General features: G+C 66.1%; 12 protein-coding genes. 2 read left to right on the forward strand and 10 right to left on the reverse strand.

Going from position 1 to position 16327, the window contains the following annotated elements:
- Positions 1-122: 122 nt before the first annotated feature.
- From BMZ43_RS17605 to BMZ43_RS17615, 3 genes are all read right to left on the reverse strand, one after another.
- Positions 123-1541, reverse strand: a complete 1419-nt coding sequence (locus BMZ43_RS17605) for a sugar porter family MFS transporter (RefSeq protein WP_093255287.1) — start codon at positions 1539-1541, stop codon at positions 123-125.
- A gap of 145 nt (positions 1542-1686) precedes the next feature.
- Complete coding sequence (locus BMZ43_RS17610) at positions 1687-5514, reverse strand: ATP-binding response regulator (protein WP_068383640.1); 3828 nt, start codon at positions 5512-5514, stop codon at positions 1687-1689.
- Between the two features lie 241 nt (positions 5515-5755).
- Entirely contained in the window at positions 5756-6649 is an 894-nt protein-coding gene (locus BMZ43_RS17615) for a LysR family transcriptional regulator (RefSeq protein WP_093255289.1), read from the reverse strand.
- A gap of 96 nt (positions 6650-6745) precedes the next feature.
- On the opposite strand from BMZ43_RS17615, the gene BMZ43_RS17620 reads away from it, so the two are divergent.
- Positions 6746-7915 carry an MFS transporter gene (locus BMZ43_RS17620; RefSeq protein WP_093255291.1) on the forward strand — a complete coding sequence of 390 codons (1170 nt, stop codon included), beginning with the start codon at positions 6746-6748 and terminating at the stop codon, positions 7913-7915.
- A gap of 16 nt (positions 7916-7931) precedes the next feature.
- On the opposite strand, the gene BMZ43_RS17625 is transcribed toward BMZ43_RS17620, so the two are convergent.
- Positions 7932-8492 (reverse strand): carboxymuconolactone decarboxylase family protein, encoded by a 561-nt coding sequence (locus tag BMZ43_RS17625; RefSeq protein WP_093255293.1) that lies wholly within the window; start codon positions 8490-8492, stop codon positions 7932-7934.
- A 165-nt stretch (positions 8493-8657) separates the two neighbouring features.
- On the opposite strand from BMZ43_RS17625, the gene BMZ43_RS17630 reads away from it, so the two are divergent.
- Positions 8658-9158 carry a GNAT family N-acetyltransferase gene (locus BMZ43_RS17630; RefSeq protein WP_093255295.1) on the forward strand — a complete coding sequence of 167 codons (501 nt, stop codon included), beginning with the start codon at positions 8658-8660 and terminating at the stop codon, positions 9156-9158.
- Positions 9159-9218: 60 nt separating this feature from the next.
- On the opposite strand, the gene BMZ43_RS17635 is transcribed toward BMZ43_RS17630, so the two are convergent.
- The 6 genes from BMZ43_RS17635 to BMZ43_RS17660 all read right to left on the reverse strand — a co-directional run bounded on the left by BMZ43_RS17635 (position 9219) and on the right by BMZ43_RS17660 (position 15935).
- Positions 9219-10034 (reverse strand): SDR family oxidoreductase, encoded by an 816-nt coding sequence (locus BMZ43_RS17635; RefSeq protein WP_093255298.1) that lies wholly within the window; start codon positions 10032-10034, stop codon positions 9219-9221.
- Positions 10035-10102: 68 nt separating this feature from the next.
- Positions 10103-10582, reverse strand: coding sequence for a hypothetical protein (locus tag BMZ43_RS17640; protein WP_093255300.1), 480 nt, complete (start codon positions 10580-10582; stop codon positions 10103-10105).
- A gap of 127 nt (positions 10583-10709) precedes the next feature.
- Positions 10710-11831, reverse strand: a complete 1122-nt coding sequence (locus BMZ43_RS17645) for a hypothetical protein (protein ID WP_093255302.1) — start codon at positions 11829-11831, stop codon at positions 10710-10712.
- A gap of 975 nt (positions 11832-12806) precedes the next feature.
- Entirely contained in the window at positions 12807-13622 is an 816-nt protein-coding gene (locus BMZ43_RS17650; RefSeq protein ID WP_177344824.1) for a helix-turn-helix domain-containing protein, read from the reverse strand.
- A gap of 82 nt (positions 13623-13704) precedes the next feature.
- Complete coding sequence (locus BMZ43_RS17655) at positions 13705-14970, reverse strand: NAD(P)/FAD-dependent oxidoreductase (RefSeq protein WP_093255306.1); 1266 nt, start codon at positions 14968-14970, stop codon at positions 13705-13707.
- Entirely contained in the window at positions 14967-15935 is a 969-nt protein-coding gene (locus BMZ43_RS17660; protein ID WP_093255308.1) for a bifunctional Delta(1)-pyrroline-2-carboxylate/Delta(1)-piperideine-2-carboxylate reductase, read from the reverse strand. Before BMZ43_RS17660 ends, BMZ43_RS17655 begins: the two co-directional genes overlap by 4 nt.
- Positions 15936-16327: the final 392 nt, after the last annotated feature.

Below are 16327 nucleotides of genomic sequence, written 5' to 3' on the forward strand. Positions count from 1 at the left end.
TGACGGCAGCATGCCTTCACTCTGCATCGGCCTGGATAATTCCGACTTGATACGGCAAGAAAAATTATTCCATTTGGTCCGCAGCAAGCCGGAAAATCGTCGATCGGTCAGCTAACGACCCGCTACAACTCTTTCTTCAGATGGCGTTCGATTTCTTCCAACGACTTGCCCCGGGTCTCCGGCAAGCAGAAATAGACGAACAGAAGTGACCCCACATTGATGGCGGCGAAAACATAGAAGGTGTAGTTGCCGATGGCTTCCAGAGCCACCGGAAAGCTGAAGGCCACGGTGGCGTTGCACAGCCACTGCACGGCCACCGCCACCCCGGTCAGCAGACCACGGACCTGGTTGGGAAACAGCTCGGACATCAGCAGCCAGTACACCGGCGCGATGCACATCTGCATGAACAGCAGGAACACCAGGATGCAGGCCAGCGCCAGGTAGCTCTGGGTGAGGTTCTGCGGCAGCCACAGCAGCACGCTGCCCAGCGCCAGTTGCGCCAGCACCACGATCACCAGGCCGACCAGCAGCAGGGTGCGGCGCCCGGCGCGGCCGATGGCCCAGATGCCGAGCAGGGTGGCGATCACCGAGACCACGCCATTGCCGATGGTGGCGGTGAGGGCCGCGCTGGTGCCCATGCCGGTGCTCTTGAGGATGATCGGGGTGTAGTACATGAAGGCGTTGACCCCGGTGAACTGGGCGACGAAGCCCAGGCCGATGCCCAGCAGCAGCAACTTGACCACCCAGCCCTGGCCGAGCAGTTCGCGCAGGGGTGGGCGATGCTTGGCCTGCTCCTCGCTCTCGCGCATCTCCTGGACCTCGCGCTCGACCTCCTCGGGGGTGTCGCGCAGGCGTTCCAGCACGGCTTCGGCTTCTTCGATCCGGCCCTTGGCCGCCAGCCAGCGCGGCGAGGTGGGCAGCAGGAAGGTGCCGGCGAACAGCAGGATGCCCGGCACCATGGCGATGGCCAGCATATAGCGCCAGATGCCGTTGTCGTGCACCAGCCAGGCGAGCAGCGCGCTGAGCACATAGGCCAGCAGCTGGCCGCTGACGATCATCAGCTCGTTGCGGCTCACTAGCCGGCCACGCCGCTTGGGCCCGGCAATCTCGGCGATGAACACCGGCACCGTGGCCGAACCGCCGCCCACCGCCAGGCCGAGCACGAAGCGCGCGACCACCATCAGCTCCACCGAGGGCGCCACCGCGGTACCCAGGGCACCGACGACGAAGAGGATCGACAGCAGGCGCAGGGTGGTGCGCCGGCCATGGCGGTCGGCGAGATAGCCCGCCGCCAGCGAGCCGAAGGCCGCGCCGACGATCAGGGCGGCGGTGACCAGGCCTTCGGTGTAGGCGTTGAGGCCCAGGCCGCCCTGGTCGGCGGGCAGGGTCATGAAGGGCAGGGCGCCGGCGATGATGCCGGTGTCGTAACCAAAGGCCAGGGCGCCCATGGTGGCGACCAGGACGGTGATAAAGATCAGTCGCCGGGCGGAGGCCTTCTGATCAGGGTCGGCGGCGGGAGCGGTGGAGCGGGAGGAAGACATAGGGAACGCGGGTATCCTGAAAACCTGAGGGGTAAGCCAGGTCGCACCGCCCCCGCGCCGCTGGCGACGGAAGGCGGTCGGTCCGACCTGGCTGGATAGGACAGGCGTCAGCCCCAGGATTTCCCGCCCAGGGCGCAAACCCTGGTCAGGGGTGCTCGCGACGGTCCTGCAACAGGCCCTGGATGCGCTCGCTGAGCACCTCGATGGCGAAGGGCTTCTGCAGCAGCTGCATGCCCTGGCCGAGGAAGCGCTGCACGTCCATGGCCTCTTCGGCGTAGCCGGTCACCAGCAGCACGGCGATGCCGGGGCGCTGGCGACGGATCTCTTCCACCAGCTCGCGGCCGTTCAGCCCCGGCAGGCCCACGTCGGAGACCACCAGGTCCAGTTGCGGCTCGCGCTCCAGCAGCGCCAGGGCGGTGGGCGCATCCTCGGCTTGGAGGGCGGTATAGCCCAGGTCCTTGAGCACCTCGACGATCAGCAGGCGCACTCCGGGTTCGTCTTCCACCACCAGCACCCGCTCGCCGCGACCCGGTTGCAGCGCCACTTCCTCCGGCACGGCTTCGCTGGCGACACCCTGATGGCGCGGGAACAGCAGGCTGACCCGGGTGCCGCGGCCTTCCTCGCTGTGGAGGTCGATGTAGCCACCGCTCTGCTTGATGAAGCCATAGACCATCGACAGGCCCAGCCCCGTGCCCTTGCCCTGCGGCTTGGTGGTGAAGAAGGGCTCGAAGACCCTTTCCAGCACGGCGGCCGGGATGCCGCTGCCGGTATCCTCTACCGCCAGCTCGACATAGTCGCCGCTCAGGCGCTCGGGCAGCATCAGCAATCGGGGGTCACGCAGGTTGCGCGTGGTGATCACCAGCTGGCCGCCCTGGATCATGGCGTCCCGGGCATTGATGCAGAGATTGAGCAGGGCGTTTTCCAGCTGGTTGGCATCGCTGCAGGTGGACCAGGTGGCCGCATCGAGCTGCAGTTGCAGGCGGATGTTCTCGTTGAGGGTGCGTTGAATCAGGGTCTCCATGCCGGTGACCAGCCGATTCACGTCCACCGGCTGCAGATCCAGCGCTTGGCGCCGACCAAAGCTGAGCAGGCGCTGGGTGAGAGCGGCGGCCCGCTGCGCCGAGGCGATGGCGATGCCGATGTAGCGCTCGGCGCGGGGCTGTTCGCCGTTCAAATGGCGCTGCAGCAATTCCAGCGAGCCGGTGATCGCCGTGAGCAGGTTGTTGAAGTCATGGGCGATGCCGCCGGTGAGCTGGCCGATGGCTTCCATCTTCTGGCTCTGGCGCAGGGCGTCCCGCGCCTGTTCCAGCTCCAGCGCCCGTTCGCGCTCGACGGTGACGTCACGGGCCACGCAATAGAGCAGGCCGCCTTCGGGCACGGCGGTCCAGGACAGGGTGCGGTAGCTGTCGCTGCGGGTGCGAAAGCGATTCTCGAAATTGAAGCTGGCGGCGCCCGCCGCCAGTTGGGCGATCTCCTGGCGGGTGCGCTGGCGATCCTCGGGATGCTCCAGCCATTCCGAGGTCTTGCCGATGATCTCGTCCACCGTCCAGCCTAGGGTACGGGTCCAGGCCGGGTTGATGCTGACCCAGATGCCACGGCTGTCGGCGATGCCGATGAGGTCGTGGCTGTAGGCCCAGAGCTGGTCACGCTCGCGAGTGCGTTCGCGGACGCGGATTTCCAGGACCTCGTTGGCCTGGCGCAGGGCATCGGCGGTCTCGCGTCTGAGTCGCGCCAGGCGCATGGCGCCTTCCACCCGGGCGATCAGCTCGCGGGCGCTGAAGGGCTTGACCAGGTAGTCGTCGGCGCCGGCGGCGATGCCTTCGATGGAGGCCTCTTCGCCGGCCCGTGCCGACAGCAGGATGATGGGCACCTGGCCGGTGCCCTCGTCGCTGCGCAGGGCGCGCAGCACACCGAAGCCGTCCAACACCGGCATCATGACGTCGGACAGCACCAGCGCCGGCAGTTGCCGCTGCACCGCCTCGACCGCGGCGCGGCCGTCGGCCACGGCTTCCACCTGGTAGCCGGACTCCTTGAGCAACCGTTCGACATAGCCGCGCATGTCGGCGTTGTCGTCGGCCAGGACGATGCGCTCGCCGCGCCCCTGGCCACCCCCGACCTGTTCGTCGCGCGTCATGGGGGCGCTGGGGAGCGGCTCGTCCGGCAGCCAGCGCAGGGCCTCGGCGACAAAGGTGTCGGCGCGGGTGGCGGTAGACACCTGGGTCGCGCTGACCCGGTTGGCCTCGGGCAGATGGGCGTGGCCGAACGGCAGCCACACCTCGAAGGTGGTGCCCACGCCGATCTGGCTGGAGACCCGCACCTCGCCGCCATGCAGCTCGGTGAGATCCTTGACCAGCGCCAGGCCGATGCCGGTGCCCTCGTGGGTCCGGCCGATCTGGCCTTCGATGCGGTGGAAGCGGTCGAACACCTTGCCCAGTTCGCTCTGCGGGATGCCGACGCCGCTGTCGGCGACCGCCAGCACGGCATAGCCATCCTGGCGCCGCAGGCTGACCCGCACCTCGCCCGCCAGGGTGTACTTGAAGGCGTTGGAGACCAGATTCAGGACGATCTTTTCCCAGAGGTCGCGATCCACCCAGACCGGTTCGTCGAGGGGGCCGCAGTCGATGCCGAAGGCCAGGCCGGCGCGGGCCATGGCCGAGCGAAAGCTGCTGGCGAGTTCCGCGGTATAGAGCGCCAGGTCCAGGGGCGCGAAGCTCGCGCGCATCCGGCCGGCTTCCATGCGCGAGAAGTCCAGCAGCGAATTCACCAGGCGCAGCAGGCGCTGGCCGTTGCGCTGGATGAGTTCCAGCTCCTGGCGACCGACCCGGGGTTCGCCCGCGGTGCGGTCCGGGCGTGCCAGCATGTCTTCCAGGGGGCCGAGCATCAGTGTCAGCGGCGTACGGAATTCATGGCTGGCGTTGGAAAAGAACGCCGTCTTGGCGCGGTCCAGTTCGGCCAGCTGCTCGGCGCGGCGGCGTTCTTCCTCGTAGCGCTGGGCATTGGCGATGGCGGTGCCCAGGTGCCCGGCGGCGCGGACGAAGAGATTCCGGTAGTCGGCATCCACCCGCCGTCGTGGACTGATGCCCGCGACCAGATAGCCATGGGGCTCCTCGCCCGGCGGGCCGGGGATGGGCACCACCAGGGCCTCTTCCAGCGGCTCCGGCCAGGGCGTGCCGATCAGGCGGCCCCCAAGGCGTTCGGCCAGCCCGCCGATCAGCGCTGGCGCCTGGCGGGCCGCGGCAAAGGACCAGGGCAGGGCGTCGCTGTCCGCCGTGACCTCCAGTGGCGCGAGGGGATCGTCTGCGGCCAGCCCGGCCAGGGCCACGCGCCTCAGGGCGCCGGTGGCGGCGTCACGCAGATAGGCCAGGCAGAAGGGCGCTTCCTCCGACACCTCATGCAGGCAGCGCACCCCTTCGCGACAGGCGTCCACCGCCGCGCGGGTCGCCGAGGTGGCTTCGGAGACGTTGCGCAGCAATCGCTCGCGCCGTTCCGTCAGCACCCGGTAGGTGGTCTCGGTCACCGCGGTGAAGATGCCCTCCACCGCGCCGGTCTCGCCGCGCACCGGGCTGTAGCTGTAGTAGAAGTAGCACTCCTCCACGTAGCCGAATCTGTTCAGCGGCAGCAACTGGTCTTCCGACCAGGTCGCCTCGCCGGTGGCCATTACGTGATCGAACATCGGTCCGATGATGTCCCAGATCTCCGCCCAGACCTCCCAGCCGGCGCGCCCCAGCGCCCAGGGATGCTTGCGCCCCGGCACCGGACTCCAGGCGTCGTTGTAGATCAGGGCGCGGGTCTCGCCCCAGTAGAGCACGATGGGGAAGCGCGAGCCGAGGCAGATGCTGACCGCCGAACGCAGCGCCGTCGACCAGGTCTCCAGGGGGCCGAAGGGCGTCTGGGACCAGTCCTTCTGGCGCATCAGCGCGGCCATTTCACCGGGGACGTCGAGAAAGGCCAGCGGCGAGGGAAGGTTGGACAAGAGAGCTCCTGCGGGGTGAGGAAAGAGGGCCTGGGACGTACCGCCGTCGGCAGCGACAGCGACAGGCAGGAGGGGCCGCCGCAACGGGCAGCGAGCGGCCTTGCCGTGGGCGATGACGCCGCGACGCGGACCCGATCTAAGCGTGTTGATTGCTCAGACTATTACAAGCGGACCGGCTTGGCGAATGACGCAGGCGGCAAAGCGCCTGCCCATACCAGGGCGACGCCGGTCGAAGGGCGCGTCAGCGGCCCAGTCGTTCCACCAGGAAATCCACGAACACCCGCACCCGCGCCGGCATGGTCGAGCCGCCGACGAACACCGCATGGATGGGTTCCAGATCCCCCGGATTCCAGGCCTCCAGCAGCGGCACCAGGGCGCCGCTGCGCAGGTCGTCGGCCACGCTAAATTCCCCGATACGGGCGATGCCGGCGCCTTCCCGGGCCAGCAGCGCCAGGGCCTCACCGCTGTTGCACTCGATGTTGCCGCTGATCTTCAGGGCGAAGGCCTGGCCATCGCGGACGAAGGGCCAGTCGGGCAGGGCGCGGCGAAAGTTGAATCTCAGGCAGTTGTGTTCGAGCAGGTCCTCCGGCACCTGAGGCGTGCCGTGGCGGGCGAGGTAGGCGGGCGAGGCTACCACCACCTGCCCGGTGACGCCGATGGGGCGGGCACTCAGGGGGCTGTCGGCCAGATGACCGAAGCGGATCGCCACATCGGCCTGGCCGGCGAGGATGTCCACCACCTCGTCACCCAGCGCCAGGTCCACCACGATATCCGGATAGCGCGCGCTGAAGGCCGCCACCAGCGGCACCAGGGTCATGCGGCCATGACCGAGGGCGGCGCTGACCCTCAGTCGCCCTCTGGGCACGCCCTGGTCGGCGATGGCGTCTTCCACCTCGGCCAGGTCCGCCAGGATGCGCCGTGCCGCGCGCAGATAGGCCGCGCCCTCGGCCGTGAGGGTGATGGCCCGGGTGGTGCGCAACAGCAGCCGCGTGCCGAGGCGCTGTTCGGTGCGGGCGATGGAGCGACTCACCGCCGAAGGCGTCAGGCGCAGGGCTCTGGCCGCTGCCGAGAGGCTGCCAGCCTCGACCACCTGGGCGAACACCGCCATCTCGCCCGAGCGACCAGTCAGATCCACTTGTGACTCCAGAGCAAAGGTGCATGCCAAAACCGCCGTCTACCGGCACTTGAAGCTGGAGCTTAGCATTCACCGCATAGATAAGGAGCCTTTCCCATGCGTATCAATCCACCCCTGCTGGCCCTGGCCACCGGCGCCTTCGGCATCGGCGTCACCGAATTCGCGCCCATGGGCATGTTGCCCGGCATCGCCGCCGATCTTGGCGTCTCCATCCCGGCGGCGGGCCTGCTGATCAGCGCTTATGCCCTGGGCGTGCTGATCGGCGCGCCGCTGATGACCCTGACCACCGGCCGCATTCCGCGCCGTCATCTGCTGATCGGCCTGATGGCCATCTTCACCCTGGGCAACCTGATGTCGGCCCTGGCCACCGACTACACCAGCCTGCTGACCGCCCGGGTGGTGACCTCCCTCAACCATGGCGCCTTCTTTGGCATCGGTGCCCTGGTGGCGGCCAGCGTGGTGGCACCGGACAAGCGCGCCGGGGCGGTCGCCGCCATGTTCATGGGGCTGACCCTGGCCACCATCGGCGGCGTGCCCCTGGCCACCTGGTTCGGCGAATTGCTCGGCTGGCGTCAGGCCTTCTGGGGCATCGCCGGTCTCGGCCTGCTGACCATGGCCGCGCTCTGGTTCGCCCTGCCCAACGTGGCACTGCCACCGAGCGACGGCGTGCTGGCCGAGATCCGCGTGCTGGGTCGTCCGCCGGTACTGGCCGCCCTCGGGCTGACCGTGGTCGGCTCGGGCGCCATGTTCACCGTCTTCACCTATATCGCGCCCATCCTCGCCCGTGAGACCCATGGCTCCACGGCCTTCATCACCGCCATGCTGGTGCTGTTCGGCGTCGGCCTGACCCTGGGCAATCTCTGGGGCGGCAAGGCCGCGGACAAATCCATCGACCGTACTCTGATCGCCTCCCTGGGCGTGCTCATCCTGGTGCTGCTGGCCTTCAGCGTGCTGATGCGCTGGCCGCTGGCGGCCGCTGTGGCCATCCTCGTCTGGGGTATCGCCAGCTTCGCCCTGGTGCCGCCGCTGCAGATGCGCGTGATGGAAGCCGCCAAGGACGCCCCCAATCTGGCCTCGGCGGTCAACATCGGCGCCTTCAACCTGGGCAATGCCCTTGGCGCGGCCCTGGGCGGCGCGGTGATCGACGCCGGTCTCGGCTATCCGGCCATCTCTCTGGCCGGCGCCGGCATGGCCGCCCTGGGTCTGGCGATGGCCCTGATTCTGGCCTGGCGCGGTCGGGCGACCGGTACGGCGGTGGCCGGGTAGCCACGAGCAGCCGGCGCTATTCGGCGAAGGGCAGGGGCGCGTCGCCGCCCCGATCCACCGCGAAGGCGTTGAGGGTCATAGCCACCAGGCTGTAGTAGCCATAGACGCCGATCAGCTCGACCATCCCCGCTTCACCGAACAGCGCCACGCCCTGCTGATAGAGCTCCTCGGGAACCCGCCGGGTGTCGTAGAGCGCGACGCCAATGGCATGCACGCAGGCCTCTTCAGGCGTCGCGAAGACCGGCACGCGGCCTTGCCTGAGTGCCTCTATCACCTGGTCAGGGAGACCCGCCTGACGGGCGATGGGCTCATGGATCTGCCATTCGGCCTGGGCGCGCCACCAGGCCGCGGTGGTGAGGATCGCCAGTTCGGTGAGGCGCAATTCCAGTCGCGTGCCGTAGCGGCAGAACGCGCCCAGGCGCTGAGCATGATCGGCCAGCGCCGGGCTGTGGACCCAGGCCAGGAAGGGCCCGTCGAGATTGCCCCGTGGACCGCTCTGGATCTCGGCCAGCACGCGCTGCTGTTCTGCCGTGGTGTTCTGTTCGGACAGGGGCGTCAGCCGCGATGAGAGGGGCATGATGGTCATCCTCGACAGGTAGGGCACTCATCCAATACCACCTCAGGTCTCCAGGGCAAGGTCTCGCTATTGTGCTTAGGCCGCGTGCCAGAGGTCGCAATCAGGCTGGCGGCATCCCCCTGGCTCTGGTCACAATTGAGCCTGACGTTATAGAGGAATCAGCCGATGACGCAGAGCTACACCACCTTCTACCTGGAGATGACCGCGCCGACCGAATTGCGCGAGAAACCGCCACGGCCTGACCTGCAGATCGTCGAGTGCGAGGTGCCGCAACCCGAACTCAATCGCTTCCTCTATGCCCTGGTCGGCCAGGCGTGGGACTGGAGCGATCTCGACAGCTGGAGCGACGCTCAATGGCGCGAACTGGTGGAGCAGGAAGGCCACCGTACCTGGGTCGCCTACCACCGCGGCGCCATCGCCGGTTACTACGAGCTGTACCGCCCCGATGGCCGCAATGCCGAGATCCGCTACTTCGGTCTGGCCGGCGCCTTCATGGGCCTGGGTTTCGGTGGACCGCTGCTCAGCCATGCCCTGCGTTCCGCCTGGGACTGGCCCGGCACCGAGCGCGTCTGGGTGCACACCTGCACCCTCGATCACCCGGCCGCCCTGGCCAACTACCAGGCGCGTGGGTTGCGGCTCTACCGGCAGGAAGATACTCCGCTCTGAGACATCGGCGTGGCCGCTCGCCCGCCGAATGCCAAACTGCGGTCTTTGCCTACTCAACGGCTAGGGCGCTTCCGCCGTCGCGGGCGTCACCGCCGAACCGGCCAGCAGGCCGCCATCCAGATTCAGCTCGCTGCCGGTCATGTAGCCGGCGTCGTCGGAGGCCAGCAGCAATGCCACGGCGGCGACTTCCTCGGGCCGGCCAAAGCGCCGTAGTGGCGTATCCCGCACCAACGCCGCCATGCGGGCCGCGCGGTCCGGTCCGGCGCCGAGCATGGGCTCCCACATCGGCGTGAGGATGGCGGCGGGGTGGATGGAGTTGCAGCGGATCGCGAGGCCTTGCTCCGCGCAATAGAGGGCCACCGTCTTGCTGTGGTTGCGCACGGCGGCCTTGGACGAGGCATAGGCCGCCGCGCCGGGGATGCCCACCAGCCCGGAGCGCGAGGAGATATTGATGATGGCGCCAGCCCCTGCCGGGCGCATGGCACGGATAGCGTATTTGCAGCCGAGAAAGACGCCGTCGAGGTTGGTGCGATGCACCGCGTGCCAGTCTTCGAGACTGGCGTTTTCCGGATCGTGGGCCACCAGGCCCTGCTCGAAGCCGGTGATCCCGGCGTTGTTCACCAGCACGTCCAGCCTACCGCGCTCCGCGAGGATCTGCCGCGTGACCTGCTGCCAGTCGGCTTCCAGGCGCACGTCCAGGGGCAGGTAGCAGGCACCATCCCTCAGCTCGGCGGCGACGGCGCGGCCGAGGTCAGCGTTCAGGTCGGTGACATAGACGAAGGCACCCTCCGCCACGAAGGTCCGGGCGATGGCGGCGCCTATGCCCTGGGCCGCGCCGGTGATCAGGGCGGTCTTGCCGCTGAGTTTGGCTGCCATACGAGCACGCCCTCCAGATCGTGACTAGCCTCCGAGGGTAGCCCAGGCGGTCGGGTCAGGGGCCAGCATCACGCCCGGGCGCTGACCCCGCCGGTGCTGTCGCCGGCCTTCTTCAGGGCTTCGGTATAGGCGGCATAGGCGTTCATCAGCGCCGCGCTAGCGGCAGTCACATTGGCCTGGGCGGCTTCGCGCGCGGCCTGGCTGGCCTCGTCGGCCTTGCCCTCGCCCTTGCTCTGGGCCTCCACCGCGCGCAACTGCTTTTGCGCCAGCTCCAGTTGCCGCTTGGCCATGTCGATGGCCTTTTGCAGGGTATCCAGGGTCTTGTTGCCGGTGCTGCTCTTCTCGCTGGCAGGGGTGGCGTCGGCTTCGGCCTGGTCCTTGATCTGGTTCAGCGAGTTGAGCTTGCCGATCCCCTTGGTCTCGCTGGCTTGCGTGGCCTTGGCCGCTTCATCTTCGGCAGTGGACTTGGCCGGTGCGCCACTCAGCGTGAGCGTGGCCGGGCGCAAGATGCCATGGCCGATGCCATTCACCGACAGCGTGCTGGACATTGCGGAATCCTTGAAAGGTACATCCCAAGGATAGCGGCCGCGTGAGGCAAAGATTGAGAGCGGGCGGGGCAGAGGGAACCCGCATACGCTGCCAGCGCGCATGGTGCCCGGCCCCGCTGATCTCAGGTTACTGGGTAATGACGGCGTGGTTGGAGAACCCGCTCTGGGTGATGTTGATGGCATTGCCCGCCGTGTTCTGGGTCAGATTGGCGGTGTGCTGGTAGCCAATCTGGTTGGCGGTGATGCTGGAGGCGTTGCCCTGCACGAAGGCCGTCACCCCGAGGTCGTTGCCTTGCTGATCGACCTTCAGCTGGCCGTCGTTACCGAGGTAATAGGCGGTGATGCCATTGCCGTCGCCATTGGACACCAGATCCAGCTGGTTGCCCTCGCCCGAGACGGTGGCGGAGGCGCCATTGCCGTTACCGCTCTGCGCCAGGGTCAGCTGGCTGCCGACGCCATAGGAATTCACGTCCGCACGGTTGAGGTCACCGCGCTGGGCGATGTCGACGGTGCTGGGCCGCGAATAGCCGCTGGAATGCCGGACCCGGGCATCGTTGCCGTTACCCTGTTGCACCACGGTGGAGTCGGTTCGCTCGCCGGCCTGCTTGAGGCCGATGTAGTTGTCGTTGCCGCGCTGTTCGATGAGGGTGGTCGAGTCGTTGCCGTTCTGGCTCACCCAGGCGCTATTGCGCAGTCCGAAGCTGACCACCTGCAGGTCCAGCGCATCGCCATGCTGGCCCAGCTCCAGGGTGCCGTTGAGGCCGTCCTGCCGTGCCGTCAGGGTATTACCACCTGCCCGGTCGCTGGTCTGATCGATGTCGATGCGGTGAAAGCCACCATCCTGCTGCACAAAGGTGTCCAGCCGCAGACCGCTTTGCCGCACCACCGTCTCGTTGCCACTGCCCGGCCCCTGATCGACCTGCACCCGCCCGTAGCCCGCATTGAGCTGCTCGATATCCACCCGCCGCTGCGAACCCAAGGTCTGGTTGACTTCGGCATAGCTCCTGGCGCTGTCCTGCACCACCCGCACGCTGTCATCGGCATCGTCCTGCTGGGTGACCTGGGTAGTGAGAAAGATGCCGCTCTGCTGGATATCGGCCTTGTTACGCGCCGACAGCTCGCTGCCTTGGTTCAGGTTAACCCTGTTGAAGCCACCGTCTTGCTGCACCGTTGCCGTATTAGATTCGGCCCAGGCAGCGCCGGTGTTGGCCAGCAGCAACGCGACCATGAGGGAGCGGGAGGTTTGCATGGGGACGGTCCTTGTGAGGGGTTGGTCGTATTAATGGGAGGAGCATAGGAATTCCTTAGGGATCAATTTAACGGGTGGGGCTAAACGCACAATCGGTAGGAGTAGTGATTTTAAAATCGAGAGTTTTTGGCGGTGGGTTGCAAGGTTTTAAAGGTTTACTTTCGCTCTGTCTGGTTATGGATCAATTGGTTGTTTTTATTTTAGCTGGCTGGTTATTTTTTTTTGCAGTCTATAAAAGGCTCTAGTTTTCTAATCTTTTTTCGATATGGGCAATTGGCGATATGGGGTGCAGAGACTGACTCTCCAATCAATTCATTGCTCTAAACCCCTCTGCTGCAGGGCGATGCGTTTCTCTCAATAGTCCCCGCTCCTTAACGCTTTTATAATTTTATATATTCATATTTGAACCACTGCTTCGCCCCTTTTCTACACTCCTGATACTCAACCGAACCCTTGCGGTGGTTCCTGGCAAGACTGCCGTAGTGAATTCGGTTGCCATGCACATCCCAAACAGCCAAACAGGAACCACTGCCGTCCGACTTAGGAACCCAATGGCTTTCGCTGAAGGAGAATGAAGAAGAGGTACGCACGGGAGTTAGCTCTCGCCCTGCCTTGTACTGGGTGAGATAGGCGGCCGACACCATGCCCCGCGGAGCCGAAGCCAGCTCTTGTGCCCGAGGCACGGCGCCATAGTGGCAGCGCATCCGGCGTTAGCGCGAAGGCTGGCGCTCGTCACGGAGGATCTGGGTGACGCTGCATGAGAGCGTCAACGCGCGTGGTCAGGGCGCTTCTTTCCCGTGTGCGCTGATGCCCTTCAGGGACGCACGGCAATCGCTGGTCAGGGTATTACCTGGCGGTGGCGCTGGATCTGCCTATCCATGGGCTGGGCGCTGCCGGGCAAGCCGTATGCGGCGCTGGCCATTGAGGCTTAGGCAAGGCTTTCGAAACGCCTGGTGGGCCTGCAGGGCTACAGAGTCACTCGGACGCGATCTGCACCCCGGTAGCGCCTGTTTCTTTCCGATAGGAGCCAGGTGCTACGCCGACATGACGCCGGAAGGTTTTGCTGAAGCTGCTCAGCTCGGCATAGCCCACCCGCAGGGCGATTTCTTCGAGCCGCAGGGACGAGCCGCGAAGTAGTTCGATGGCCAATCGCATTCGACGCCGCGTCACGAACTGCATGGGCGAGCAACCGGCCAGCGTCTTGACGGCCACGAAGCTATGGCTCTCGCTCAGACAGAACGCCGCTGCCAGATCGATGACACCTATAGGTTCGGCTAGATGGGCATCCACCCAGGCATGCAGCGCCTCCAGGCTGATCCTGGAACGCTGCAGGGTTTCCCTCATCGGAAGGCTATCGCCCACGACGATTTCGGTCAGCAGACTCGCGATCAACTGGTTGCGCACCGCCGGTACCTGCAGCCGGTCGAAGCGGCCCTGAGCGGCATTCCAGTCCAGCAAGCCGATCAAGGCGGCGGATGGCCTGGACAAATTCGCCTCGGCACGCAGGCCCAGGCATTCAGCCGAAGCGCCGGACGCCTGACACAGCGCACTGATGAAAGGATCATCCAGGTGGTAATCCAGCACCAGCACGCGGCAGTCGGCATCACGTCCTGCATAGCGATGTCGCGCTCCCTGGGGCAGGAAACCCACGGAGCCGCGCATCAGAGGGGCTGACGCGGTGGACAGCTCGCAATCCATCCGTCCGCTCAAACCGATCATCAGCTGCTGGTAGTCGTGGACGTGCTCGCCCGAGGTCTGGGCAATGGCGTTGATGTGAAGCGAGGTCTGCACGATGCACCTCATGGAGAGCGAAAGGCCTGGACCGCACTATAGCCAACCTGGGTCAGCCAGGTCATCCGCGCCATGCCTCAGGTCAATAGCCGTGGCGCGCTCCGCTGAATCGTGCCACCCGGAACGGTCGGCAATCGACGGCTGACGGCGTTGCCAATAGCCTGCTGACGATCAACTCGGCCGTGATCGCTGCCTGAGTGAGGCCCAGGTGCTGGTTCCCGAAGGCGAGGCCCAGTCGGTCCGCCACCACATCGATGACCGGCAGCGAGTCCGGCAGGGTAGGGCGCATGCCCATCCAGGGTGTGGCATCACGCAGTTCCTCCTCGAGTTGTGGCAGCAAGGCCTGGCCATGGTGTCTCAGCGTATCCAGCCGCGCCGGCTGCGGGGGCAATCGCGTCCCCCCCAGCTCGCTGATTCCCACGACGCGGAGTCCACTGTCCAGGGGGCTCAGAAAGATCCTTCGCTCCACAGGACAGATGGGGCGATTGATGACGCCCTTGCGCGTGCACTGCAGGTGATAACCCCGTTCGGCCATCAGCGGGATGTGGATGCCCAACGGTGCCAGTAACGAAGCGCTCTGGGCACCTGCGCAGAGCACCACCTTAGCGTAGGGCTCCCAGCGCCCATTCAGGTACAGCCGTGGCGCCGCCGTTCCGAGCTCCAGCCGCTCCACCCGCTGCTGCAGCCAGGTCCCGCCATGCCGAATGAAGGCCTCGAACAACGCCGTGCAGAGCCAACTGGGATCACGCATCCGCCAGGCCTGGCGAAAGTGCAACCCGTGGTGAAAGCGCCCCGCCATGGCGGGCTCCAGCATGTCGATGGCCGAAGCCTCGACGAGCTCCACCTCCAGCCCCCAGCGCTCCAGATGAGCGCATTCGCTGCGGGCAGCGCTCATGCCTTGGGCCTTCTCCCACGCCAGCAGATAGCCCGACTGCACGAGCAGATCCTGGCACCCGATGAAGGTCAAGCAGTCAATCCAGCTCTGGACCGCCCTGCTGTTCAAGGCGGCCAGAGCGTCTCGGTGCGCAGCCACCCGCTCTCCCTGCGCCGCCTGGAGAAAGCGTGCCAGCCAGGGCAAGGCCGCCAGCCGGTTGCCGGGCGGCACTTTCAAGGGGCCGTGCGGATGTAACAGGAGCCCTGGTGCTGCCTTGAGCGTCGTCCAGGTCGACAAGGGATCGATGGATTCCGTGGCCAGAAAACCCGCATTGCCGGACGACGCCCCGGAGCCCGGCGAATTGACATCGATCAGGACGACGTCCTGGCCGTGTCGACGCAGTTGCAAGGCCGTACAGAGCCCCAGGAGTCCGGCACCGATCACCGCCACCGCGTCCGTCGAGGTCGGGTTCATGGCGTAGGCTCGCCGGTACTGCGCTGGTAGGCAAGGATGGCGGCAGCCAGGTCTTCCAGGCTGGCGCCTACGGACTTGAATAGGGTCAGCGCCGTGTCTGGGTTCGTCAAGGCGGGGCGCCCGAGATGGCGTCCACCGCATAGCTCGCTCAATTCCGCCCGAATGTGCTCAGGTCCTATTATCCCCGCCGCGAGTGGAATGATGAGGTCGCCCGTCTCAGCGAGGGCGCCTTTGCGGGTATCGACGAAGAGGACGCATCGCTGGATGGCGGTATCGTCCGCCTCGCGCATCCGGGGCGTGAAGCTGCCGACGAGATCCAGATGCACACCCGGTTGCAGCCACTCACCCTGGATGATGGGATCGGTCGCCAAGGTCGCACAGCTGATGATGTCAGCGGTCCCGACGGCGGTGGGCAGATCGTCCTGCTCGACGGCCTGTGCCTCGATACCCTCACGCTGCAGCTCCTGCACATAGGCCTGTGCCGCTACCGCTGAACGATCGTACACGGCAACCTTGTCGAGGGTGCGAACGGTCCGGTGAGCGCGCACCAGGTAGCGACTCATCCGCCCTGCACCCACCATGAGCAACCGACTCGAGTCCGGTCGGGAAAGAAAGCGTGAGGCCAGGGCTGAGGCCGCCGCGGTACGGCGCGCCGTAAGCTCGTTGCCCTCGAATTGCGCCAGCGGACGGCCGTCGACCGCACTGCTCAGCAGGTAGTGGCTACTGAGACCTGGCTGGCCGCGCGCGTTGTTGCCGGGGAATACCGTGACCTGCTTGACACCCAGGTAGGCACCTTCTATCCAGGCTGGCATGAGCAACAGCATCGCATCAGGTTCGCCAGGAACCTCGATGCGGTGGTGATGACGGACGGGGGATTCGACGGTTCTGGTAAAGGCGTTCGCCAGGGCGTCGATCAATTCCGGCCAGGGCAAAGCGTAGGCAAGTTCTTCCGCATTGAGGTACATGAGGTTCGTTTTCCAAAGCCGAGGACTCACGCCTACCCTCCCATCCGAACCCCAGTCATGCGTTGTCCAAACCTATGCTGTTTGCGTACAGAACTATGACAAGTAGCGTTTTGATCCTGCGGCCGCATGCCGCTTACTGCTAATTGAGCAAGGTGTAGTGGTCCAGCGAATCCGGGCACCCGGGCCGAGCGAAACCCGAGGGCGTTCCCGGCTCGGTTGGCCACTGCACTGGGCAATGACGGACGGATCGTGAAACGCGCGGTGGCTTGGCTTGCCAATGAGTAGAGAGCGGAGAGGGTTGAGAGCTCTCTGGAAGAGAAACGGCTCGCATCCCGCTCGGCTTCCGCGTCGCCGCCTGAGGAGCCAAGCCACCAAGTGGCGAGCCACATCTC

It is taken from the genome of Pseudomonas sp. Snoq117.2 (assembly GCF_900110545.1).
GTDB lineage: Bacteria > Pseudomonadota > Gammaproteobacteria > Pseudomonadales > Pseudomonadaceae > Chryseomonas > Chryseomonas benzopyrenica.

What these genes read in the sequence shown, in the direction of transcription:
- BMZ43_RS17625 (WP_093255293.1), bottom strand. Translation starts at nt 8,492, where the DNA reads ATGCCCCTCTCATCGCGGCTGACGCCCCTGTCCGAACAGAACACCACG.
- BMZ43_RS17630 (WP_093255295.1), top strand. Translation starts at nt 8,658, where the DNA reads ATGACGCAGAGCTACACCACCTTCTACCTGGAGATGACCGCGCCGACC.
- BMZ43_RS17660 (WP_093255308.1), bottom strand. Translation starts at nt 15,935, where the DNA reads ATGTACCTCAATGCGGAAGAACTTGCCTACGCTTTGCCCTGGCCGGAA.
- BMZ43_RS17655 (WP_093255306.1), bottom strand. Translation starts at nt 14,970, where the DNA reads ATGAACCCGACCTCGACGGACGCGGTGGCGGTGATCGGTGCCGGACTC.
- BMZ43_RS17635 (WP_093255298.1), bottom strand. Translation starts at nt 10,034, where the DNA reads ATGGCAGCCAAACTCAGCGGCAAGACCGCCCTGATCACCGGCGCGGCC.
- BMZ43_RS17640 (WP_093255300.1), bottom strand. Translation starts at nt 10,582, where the DNA reads ATGTCCAGCACGCTGTCGGTGAATGGCATCGGCCATGGCATCTTGCGC.
- BMZ43_RS17605 (WP_093255287.1), bottom strand. Translation starts at nt 1,541, where the DNA reads ATGTCTTCCTCCCGCTCCACCGCTCCCGCCGCCGACCCTGATCAGAAG.
- BMZ43_RS17620 (WP_093255291.1), top strand. Translation starts at nt 6,746, where the DNA reads ATGCGTATCAATCCACCCCTGCTGGCCCTGGCCACCGGCGCCTTCGGC.
- BMZ43_RS17645 (WP_093255302.1), bottom strand. Translation starts at nt 11,831, where the DNA reads ATGCAAACCTCCCGCTCCCTCATGGTCGCGTTGCTGCTGGCCAACACC.